Source organism: Candidatus Clostridium eludens, assembly GCF_045310515.1.
Classification (GTDB): Bacteria; Bacillota; Clostridia; order Clostridiales; family Clostridiaceae; genus Clostridium_B; species Clostridium_B eludens.
The window spans coordinates 26,990-36,126 of the sequence record NZ_JBJHZX010000038.1 but is presented as its reverse complement, the minus strand read 5'-3'; the positions used below and the strand labels follow the sequence as shown (position 1 = coordinate 36,126).

Here is a 9,137-nt window from a genome sequence, read left to right as displayed (position 1 = left end):
TTTATTGTACAAGAAAAGAACCTATATAAATAGTCTTTTTTAAAGTGTCTATTATATAGGTTCCATTTTATTTTTCCTACTAGATTTTTGTTATACTTTATTTTAATCCCTGTTCATAAGCTTCAACCATTTTCTTAACCATATTTCCACCTACAGATCCAGCTTCTCTGGCAGTTAAATCTCCATTATAACCATTCTTCAAATTTACTCCAACTTCCTGAGCCGATTCCATTTTAAACTGATTTAAAGCTTCTTTAGCCTGTGAAACTACTAAATTATTACTGTTACGTGCCATGACCAACACTCCTTTATATAGTAATCTTTATTGTTTATACTTAAAGTTTGTACATTTCTATAAAAAATACTCCAGGTAGTTGAATGAATATTTAGAAAATAAACATAAAAATAAGTTCAGTTGGGTATATTATTAATGCATAACTGAAATCCTTCTAATATTTTACTAGCTATGGTTTTAATATGACTCATAATAAAAGCTCTGGACTCGCCAGGGCTTTTTATCATAAAGACTTTATCTAATATCTAAAGAATACCTTATATTTTGATTAAAATCATTTTCCATATTTTATATGGAATTTACCAATTTTGAACATATTATAAATAATACAATCGTCTCTTTTAAATTCTTTTTAGCTGTCCATAGGATAGCTTTTCTATTAGTAATGGTTATATTAATAATGGAAAATAAATAACCCCCTAACGGAGGACACAATATGTTTAAGGAGGACTTTTGCATACTTTCCTCACCATATTCTTGTTAGGAGGTAACTTTATTACAACATTGTTTTATATAAAATATATCTATTATAATCACAATTTTAATTTTAAATACCTGAAAACCCCTTAAATAGTTATGATATCTAAGGGATAAAATTCGCTAATTAAAGAACAGTAATATTTTCTGCTTGAGGTCCTTTTTCACCTCTAACTATGTCGTAAGAAACCCTTTGGCCTTCTCGAAGTGATTTGTAACCATCTGCATTTATCTGAGAAAAATGCGCAAAAGTATCCTTTCCATCTTCTCCTGTAATAAATCCAAATCCTTTACTTTCATTAAACCATTTAACTGTACCATTCATATAACGTACGCCTCCGAAACTTTATTTTTCTTAAACTCTCTGTAATAAGTTTGTACATTTGTGTAAAAGATATTCTAGGTAATTATATGGATACCTGGAAAATAAATATAAAATATGATAAATTGGATATAATGATTAATACCCATGTTGGTTCTTTAATATCATCTCAATATGTTTTAATTAATAAAAGCTCTGGGGTTACTAGGGCTTTTATTATAAAAATTTTTATCTAAAAGATACCTTTATAAAGTTTAGAAGTATTTAAATCATACTAAAAAATTAAATAAAAAGATACTATAACTACAAGAATGTTTCTATAAGAGTTTGTTGTACATTATACAATAAAGAGTGCAATTATTAAGCACTCTTTACATCTTAATAATTAGTTATAATTACCTCACCATAAGCATGCTGCCGTGCCACCAAATAATACTATTATCTGCCAATATAGGTTCTGTTTAAAGGTAAAAAACGGTTAGTACTATTGTAAAATATTAATAGACAAAATGAAATTTAGATATACTAATCAATAAATCTAAATATATAGATGTGCTTTAAAAATGAACCAAATTAAATGTAAATAGGAAAGTTTGCTAAGAATACTATACATTGGAATTTCTGGGCAGTACGTTTTTTGAAATACATTTAAACTCGAAGATTATAAAAAAAAATTCTCAAATAAGTTATTGGCTTTAGCACTATGATAAAGATTAAGAAAAATAATTAAAGATTACAGCTTGGAGGAAGAGCTTTGGACAGAAATGAATACATTTACTGCATCTCAAGAGATCAAGCACCTTCCCGAAGACGAAATTTTTTCTATTTATCATGATTCTGAATATAAGGATTCAGATATAGATGTGGAGATAGCCATTCCAGTTCAAGAGTTTCGGGAAAATAAAGATGGTTTTGTGTATAAAGATCTTGATGAAATTCCTTATGCTGCAACAGTTACCTATACCGGAGTTTATGAGAATATTTCTTCTGCAATGGAAGCTATATCAAAATGAATAGAGGAAAATGGTTATAAGATATCAGGAAATATGAGAGGGAAAGGAATTAGGCACTATGGCAATGAGGCTAACCCACAAAATTTTATAACTGAAATACAAATTCCAGTAAAAAGATAATGGGAGCAGTGTATGAGGTATAGAAATAAATTCAGTTGCCATGTCCTTAACTGTTGCTAATGTACATGCTTCCTCTGATTTCCTAATAAACATTTATAACCCTAATGAAATACTTTTTCCCCATGTCATTAGAGTATAGCCATATGAAACAATTTCTGTTTTAAATTAAGACAATTAGTTCAACTTTATGGTATTAAATGGTATAATCTATTCATGAGTTGTGAGGGAACTGTAAGATATTATACCGTTTTGGGATGATAATATTTCTTAATTTTATTATGACGAATAGTTTACATCTACCGACTTAATTATAAAAATCAAATAATCTACTGGACACCACATTATTCATGTTCGAATTTTGTGGTGTTTTTAGTTATTTTTTAAGGATTATATTTTAATATCTATACATGAAAATAAATAGATAAAAGCGTATTACAAAATCTTTGTAACTTTTCAGGTATATAAAAAAAGATTAAAGAAAGAGAGCCAAAATTCAAAGGCTCTCCAGTGGATAATAAAAGCTACCCTCTCATGGATGAATCGCTTTAGAAAAATTCAAGTTATTTAAGGATAGATTTCTAGTCTATGCAAACATAAAGCACAAAAAAATAGGGCAGAATGCCCTAAGCCTTTTTATATACAATATTTTTTAAGGAACACATTACTCCGTTCCCCTCCGTAATGCGGGCTTTCACGCTAAGTTCAGCCTTCTCATACTCGCCTTCACTAAGCGTTAATGCCTCTATTCTTACAACACATTCAACATGTGTTGTGAAAGAAAGATGATACTATTACTTATTAATATTGAATTTGCGTAAAGATGTACCCCATAAAATAAAGTAGGCATAAAATTTTGTTGTTTTCCATCTTATATCCTTCCTTCTATTTTTCTTATAGTAAATGATAACAAAAATTATCTTTTATTTGACCTCGATATCATTCCTTGCACAATATCTAGATATGACTGAGATACTTCTGGACACGAGGACAATATACTATCTACAACAAAATCAATATTATTATCATTCAGCCTCTTTAAATTACTTCCTTCATTAACAATAATACCCTCATCTAAAGCATTATAAATAATACTAACCATAGGAGACTGCATGATATCCTTATTTTCAAGGCATCTCTCCGAAAAATAAAGTATTCCATCAAGTACTACGAATTGTCCATAGGCATATTCCTTACTGCAAGGTGTTGAAGGCTCTGCCTCGTCGGAAGCAATTTCATACTGCAAATGCTCAACGTGCTTTAAGTCGAATCTATAAGGTATTTCTTTTCTTGTCAGAAAACACCTGACCTCAAGATCCATCAAGCGTTCCTTCACATGCTCTGAGAAGTCCTCCCCAAATTCTCTTATAAGCATTTTTATAGATACTGCACTTTTTCTATTATGGTTTTTTCTGAACATAAGCACTCTCCTTTCTTATATAATCTATATGACGCTCCCAGAACTCTGAGAGTATCTATATAATTTGTTGGCTTTTAGCTTGGTAACCGGTAAAAAAGCCACCTTCTTCAAGGTGGCACAACAGCTTGTATTGTCATATTAAAAGCTTACTCATAGCGTTTTTTCTCCTATTTAAATATTATAGCACAAATACCATAGCAAAATACACTTTTAAAAAAATAAATATGTTGTACACAGTTTTAAAATGTGTTATATTAAATAAGTACCAGATGCGAAACTGCATTTGTTGTTAAGATTTAATATGATAAACAAACATATCCTCTTTTTAGAATATACTTGTTAATCTATTTTTGGATCTTAATATTTTAAAAAGGAGGAATGTTGAGATGGCAGATAAAACTATAGTTTGTAAAGACTGCGGAAAAGAATTCGTATTTACTGAAAGCGAGCAAGCTTTCTATAAAGAAAAAGGATTCGATAATGAGCCACAAAGATGTGCTGATTGCAGAAGAGCAAGAAAGCAACAACGCAACAATAATAGAGGCTTTAGAAGATAGTAACTTGTTTACTGTTACCCTGCAGGTGTGTTCCTGCAGGGTTTTAAATTTAACTTAAATACATCCGTTTTGTATAACCACTCTTTTATTTTTCCCTCGCAAGATCAGTATATCGAATAGTATGAGATAGCACATTAGGGGTTAACATAAAGACGACATCAATCAAACTGTAACAACTAGAAAAACCATGTATTGCCTTATAGCAATCCATGGCCTACATACTGATAACTACTTCCTTGGAGAGAGAACCATAAACATGTTCTTTCCTTCCAGTCTAGCAGACTTCTCAACTATCCCTAGATCATTCAGTTTTAAAAGGAAGTTCTCAAGTACTTTAGTCCCTGAATTAGTATATTTGTTTTGCCTTCCTTTGAATCTAACAGATATTTTAACCTTGTCTCCACCTGTCAAAAATTTTATTGCATTTTTGGCCTTAATCTCTATATCATGCTCTTCAATAGTGGGGCTTAGTCTTATTTCCTTTAGATCAATAGTTTTTTGATTCTTTCTTGCCTCTTTTTCTTTCTTGGCTTTCTCAAACAAGAACTTGCTATAATCCATTATTCTGCACACTGGTGGAACTGCTGCTGGAGATATCATTACCAAATCCATATCCTGCTGAGCTGCCAACTCCAAAGCTTCTTTCGAGCCCATTATCCTGCTTTCCTTCTCTGACACCAGTCTGATTTCCCTTACTGTTATTCCTTCATTTAAAATTATATTCTTATTAATACACAACACCTCCAATTTTTAAATCACCTTATAGTATTAGCCTAACTTTTTATTTTACTCAAATTACATAGAAATAAACAAAGCTACCACTGCATTCTTATGTCTGTCTTCATTACTTTCTGTGTGTGCACAATTTATTCTTGAGAGCCATTTAAATTGAGCATTCATACATTCCTAAGCTAGACATACTTAATATAATGATAGCATTTTAAACATACTACTTTTCTATAGCTTCTGCTATGCATTCATCTATTACATCCTCTGTAGTAATATCAATGATTACAATTACATTATTTTTTTTCATCTTACTTTCTCCTAACTATTCCTTATAAAACCGCTGCAAAAATAATTATATTCTCAAGATAATATAATGAGTACAAAAGTCCAACAAAATTTTAATTAGGGATAAAATTAGAATGAAACAGTTGAGGATTTGAAGAATGTACTTTAGAAGAATTCTTAAATCACTAATTTTATATAACTAGAATATTTGAAATGTTTTTGTTCCTGAATTTCAAGACTCCAGGTTGATTTTATAGATTATTCGAGCTCAAAGTTCACTGTCAATGCAAAAAACTTTCAGCTATGAAAAGAATTGAATCCAAAATCAATCTTTCGCCGCAACTATTTTATAAATGATTTTCTATTAACTTATTAATTATACCTTAATTCTTCTCAAAACGCAATTGTTATTTGTTGGAAAAACGAGACAATCACATACGAAAACCAAATTCCATTTTAGGTATTCAATATTAATTAGTTGGGATTTCAAAGATTTTGTAACTTTTCAGGTATTTAAAAACAGACCTAGAGCTAAGTTTACTAACTCTAGGCTTTTAAACTATTTCTCAACTCTCATAAATATATGTTTTAACCATTCTTCTTGTGCCGCTTCAAAATTGTTGAGATTTTTATAACAAAATACTTTATTATAAAGAGAAATTTTTTATCAAACTTCAACACCTCTAAAAAATCTTTTTCTAAGAGTCAGGTAAAGAAGTACATCCAAAACCGCCAATACCAAACGCCATATCAAAGCGTTCTTGCTTGTAAATTGGTCGCAAATTAGTTATATCGTCTTTTGCACCAAATACTAAGCTAGAGCTCGTAGTCATTTAGTACATGTACTTCAAAACCATAAGCGTTCAGGTATTCCCGAATATATTTTTGTAAACTTTCGTTATCCTCAATCAGTAGGATAGTGCTCATATGCCGTCGCCGTCCTTTGTCTTATTCTTTTTGTAACGTCCAGCAACAGGCTTTTCCGCATCAACCGGAACAATCGGTTGTCTTTTTTAATGGTGTCCTTTATTCGTCTGGCCGCCCAATAATATGTTACCACCCTACCAGTGATGGCCCACTTTTCTCTCGCTTCCTTTACAATCAAATATTCCATAAATATTATCACCTCGCTAAAATTCTATGTGTATTATATTTGAAAAACTTGAAATATGCAAATAAATCAGAATATTAAGGTGTACATTTCTTGAGGCAATTCAGCATAGAATTGTAAACCACTAGGCTCAAGAGAAACAGTAATTATTCTTTTAAAATAACTTTACTGCTGTTAGTAGCATACCTGGTAACTTTAACCATAAATCAATTAATATTTTGAACTCACATTAACTTGATTGATTATATATATATCTTTTAATATAATGAACATAAAAGATATATAAGAAGAGGTGCAACTGCTATATGAAATATAATATAGAATTACTAAGACAAGAAAATTACAAGCCAACATTTTGGTCTGGAGGCATGGCTACAGAACTGACAACATATCCGTTAAATTCTGATTATGCCAGTAAGAACTTTTTATGGAGGTTGGGAGTTGCTAAAATCGATATACCAGAATCTACTTTTAGTAGTCTACCAAAGGTTTCCCGTAAATTCATGGTTATAGAAGGAAAAATAACTCTGGACCATGAAAATAAGTACAAGAAATTACTTAACTCCTTTGAGCAAGACGACTTTATGGGCGATTGGAAAACTAAGACTCATGGTAAAGCTTCTGTTTTTAATTTAATGACAAGGGAAAATTATAATGGTGAATTACTTCATCTTAATATTAATCCTAGCAAACAGCTTAAATTCCAATATAAAACTCCATTAAATAAAGATTTAGCAGCAATCTGTTTTTACACTGTAAATGGTGGATTTAACTCTACTATTAATGATAAAGTTTTTGAAACTGTTAAAAGTGATTTAATTTTAATTAACTGTGTAAATTCAAGCTATACTCATGAATTTATGCTTTCTAACAATACTTCAGAAATTACTAATATAATAGTAAGCATAATTTATCGTAATTAGCTTATTTCCAAATGAGTTGATCCTAGGGCTACAGAATTTATTCTAATATTTTGCTGAGCAACCTCTAAATCATAATATTCAGTTAGTTTATAAAAACATGTATTCCTAAATTACAAATAAAATATGGTATACTATTTGATAAGAGAATAAAATGTTTTTAGTTAGCCACCTCCCGGGATTTATCTCTTACAAAAGAGGTCGCTGTGGTTAATTTGACAGCAGAGGAGGTGGCAATATGAGTGATATTGTGATTATAGTAATATCGATATGTATTACATCAGTTACGTGCCATAATTAGTAAGCTAAAGCCAACTTTTCTACTGCTTGATCCAAGTTGTCTACAAAGAAAATATCATTGCCTTTATTACACTCATAAATAAAATCATGCAAAGGTTTGCTTGTGTACTTCAAAAAATCACCGATAATAGCCAGTTTAATATGGTAATTTATAAATTTCTGCAGAACTTCACCGGCAATACTGCTGCTAAGTCTAAAGAACTCTTCACATATGACTTTTTTGTCTAGTATAATTCTACTGCAATCTTTTTCATATTCTACCGTCATCATAAGGTCGAGAGCAGATTGCGAGTCAGATATTAAAATATCTTCACTCTTAATATACACGATGGAATCGTCTTTTCCAAAAAAAGTGTAATTCATTATTTAAGGATCTCCTTCTCAGTTTATTTGTTAAAATATTGTATCAGTAAGATTTATTAGACTGTTCCCTCCTTCAGGCAAAATATTGATTCTAGCATTTGGAACAAGTTTTTTCATTCGGTCAGCAGTCTCCATAGAATACAGCATTATGTCTTAAGATTCCTCCCTTTGCTTTAGGCTTAAGAACCATTTTTCTACATCAGCAATGTTTGTAAATAATCTAAAAACATCATGTTTTCCGCTCTCAGAAATTAACTCTCTAAATTCACTTTTTAAACTCTTTATATCCTTGATAATTATTGCAGATTTAATATGATACATCGTAAATTTTTGAAGTAAAGTTCCAAGCAATCCTTTTTTAAGTTCAAGAAAATCCTTGGAAAGTGTTTCACTATTAAGCAACACAAACTGCGTATTGTTTTCTGCTAATGCAGTAATTATGTCTAAGATATTTCTTTCTGTTTCAAGTTTAGTTTTTGAATCATTAAAATGAACATACCTTATTTCATTATTGCTGTTTACAGTATACTTCATCATTTCAACTCTTTTTTCTTTCTGACCAGCCACTTTCTTATTTTCATTTTTAGTTACATCATTCTCATTAGGAATATTGGATATGGCTCCTCGCAGGTCTTGAATCCACACCAGTTCATTTTTATATGTTCTTCGAATATTATCTTTGATAAAACTCCATATTGTTGTTTCCAAAGCAGTTCTGTCTGGTAAAAAATTTGTACCCTGTTTGCTTTGCTCCATTAATAACTGCATTTTAACTTGATTTTCATATTCATCAATCATCATATTTAATTCACTGGTGTTGAGCTGCTTAGACCATGCAAGATGAACAAGAAACGGCTTCTTTATTTCACTGGGCTCAGCTAAAGAAAGAACCCATTCTTTTAAAGCAGCAAGTCCTTCACTAGTTATTTGGTAGATTTTTTTTGTTGGAGAACTTTCTTGATGCTTGACTACATTAGTTACCATACCTTTATCACGCAGTTCTATTAATGACTTGTATATTTGATTATTATTTCCTGACCAATGCATAAAAGCAGAGTCTTGAATAATCTTTTTTAAATCATATCCTGCCATTGACTTGTAGCTTAGTATCCCTAAAATTGCATAATTAATTGACATATTCCCGCCTCCCTTTAGCATTAACATATGTTAATAATAACATATGTTAATGTTAGCATCAATGAGAATAAATTTATTCTTTAGAAATACT

The 9,137-nt window shown here is 30.5% G+C and carries 9 protein-coding genes; 3 read left to right on the top strand and 6 right to left on the bottom strand.

What is annotated here, in order from left to right:
• Positions 1–97 precede the first annotated feature (97 nt).
• Positions 98–295: an alpha/beta-type small acid-soluble spore protein gene (locus ACJDU8_RS20025; protein WP_406793943.1), complete on the bottom strand. Its 198-nt coding sequence runs from the start codon at positions 293–295 to the stop codon at positions 98–100.
• Between the two features lie 604 nt (positions 296–899).
• Positions 900–1,097 (bottom strand): cold-shock protein, encoded by a 198-nt coding sequence (locus tag ACJDU8_RS20020; protein ID WP_406793942.1) that lies wholly within the window; start codon positions 1,095–1,097, stop codon positions 900–902.
• Positions 1,098–1,858: 761 nt separating this feature from the next.
• On the opposite strand from ACJDU8_RS20020, the gene ACJDU8_RS20015 reads away from it, so the two are divergent.
• Positions 1,859–2,107, top strand: coding sequence for a GyrI-like domain-containing protein (locus ACJDU8_RS20015; RefSeq protein ID WP_406793941.1), 249 nt, complete (start codon positions 1,859–1,861; stop codon positions 2,105–2,107).
• A gap of 1,033 nt (positions 2,108–3,140) precedes the next feature.
• On the opposite strand, the gene ACJDU8_RS20010 is transcribed toward ACJDU8_RS20015, so the two are convergent.
• Positions 3,141–3,644: a hypothetical protein gene (locus ACJDU8_RS20010; RefSeq protein ID WP_406793940.1), complete on the bottom strand. Its 504-nt coding sequence runs from the start codon at positions 3,642–3,644 to the stop codon at positions 3,141–3,143.
• 386 nt (positions 3,645–4,030) lie between these two features.
• Here ACJDU8_RS20010 and ACJDU8_RS20005 point away from each other — a divergent pair, with 386 nt between their 5' ends.
• Positions 4,031–4,201 carry a zinc-ribbon domain-containing protein gene (locus ACJDU8_RS20005; protein WP_406793939.1) on the top strand — a complete coding sequence of 57 codons (171 nt, stop codon included), beginning with the start codon at positions 4,031–4,033 and terminating at the stop codon, positions 4,199–4,201.
• A 228-nt stretch (positions 4,202–4,429) separates the two neighbouring features.
• On the opposite strand, the gene infC is transcribed toward ACJDU8_RS20005, so the two are convergent.
• Positions 4,430–4,948 carry a translation initiation factor IF-3 gene (gene infC / locus ACJDU8_RS20000; RefSeq protein ID WP_406793938.1) on the bottom strand — a complete coding sequence of 173 codons (519 nt, stop codon included), beginning with the start codon at positions 4,946–4,948 and terminating at the stop codon, positions 4,430–4,432.
• Between the two features lie 1,683 nt (positions 4,949–6,631).
• On the opposite strand from infC, the gene ACJDU8_RS19995 reads away from it, so the two are divergent.
• Positions 6,632–7,249, top strand: coding sequence for a HutD family protein (locus ACJDU8_RS19995; RefSeq protein WP_406793937.1), 618 nt, complete (start codon positions 6,632–6,634; stop codon positions 7,247–7,249).
• Between the two features lie 294 nt (positions 7,250–7,543).
• On the opposite strand, the gene ACJDU8_RS19990 is transcribed toward ACJDU8_RS19995, so the two are convergent.
• Together ACJDU8_RS19990 and ACJDU8_RS19985 are read right to left on the bottom strand one after the other, a co-directional pair.
• Positions 7,544–7,909, bottom strand: a complete 366-nt coding sequence (locus ACJDU8_RS19990) for a DUF4180 domain-containing protein (RefSeq protein ID WP_406793936.1) — start codon at positions 7,907–7,909, stop codon at positions 7,544–7,546.
• A 153-nt stretch (positions 7,910–8,062) separates the two neighbouring features.
• The gene (locus tag ACJDU8_RS19985) at positions 8,063–9,046 is read right to left on the bottom strand and encodes a DUF4180 domain-containing protein (protein WP_406793935.1); all 984 of its coding nucleotides are present in this window, start codon (positions 9,044–9,046) and stop codon (positions 8,063–8,065) included.
• Positions 9,047–9,137: the final 91 nt, after the last annotated feature.

What these genes read in the sequence shown, in the direction of transcription:
- ACJDU8_RS20015 (WP_406793941.1), top strand. Translation starts at nt 1,859, where the DNA reads ATGAATACATTTACTGCATCTCAAGAGATCAAGCACCTTCCCGAAGAC.
- ACJDU8_RS20010 (WP_406793940.1), bottom strand. Translation starts at nt 3,644, where the DNA reads ATGTTCAGAAAAAACCATAATAGAAAAAGTGCAGTATCTATAAAAATG.
- ACJDU8_RS19990 (WP_406793936.1), bottom strand. Translation starts at nt 7,909, where the DNA reads ATGAATTACACTTTTTTTGGAAAAGACGATTCCATCGTGTATATTAAG.
- ACJDU8_RS19985 (WP_406793935.1), bottom strand. Translation starts at nt 9,046, where the DNA reads ATGTCAATTAATTATGCAATTTTAGGGATACTAAGCTACAAGTCAATG.
- ACJDU8_RS19995 (WP_406793937.1), top strand. Translation starts at nt 6,632, where the DNA reads ATGAAATATAATATAGAATTACTAAGACAAGAAAATTACAAGCCAACA.
- ACJDU8_RS20025 (WP_406793943.1), bottom strand. Translation starts at nt 295, where the DNA reads ATGGCACGTAACAGTAATAATTTAGTAGTTTCACAGGCTAAAGAAGCT.
- ACJDU8_RS20005 (WP_406793939.1), top strand. Translation starts at nt 4,031, where the DNA reads ATGGCAGATAAAACTATAGTTTGTAAAGACTGCGGAAAAGAATTCGTA.
- ACJDU8_RS20020 (WP_406793942.1), bottom strand. Translation starts at nt 1,097, where the DNA reads ATGAATGGTACAGTTAAATGGTTTAATGAAAGTAAAGGATTTGGATTT.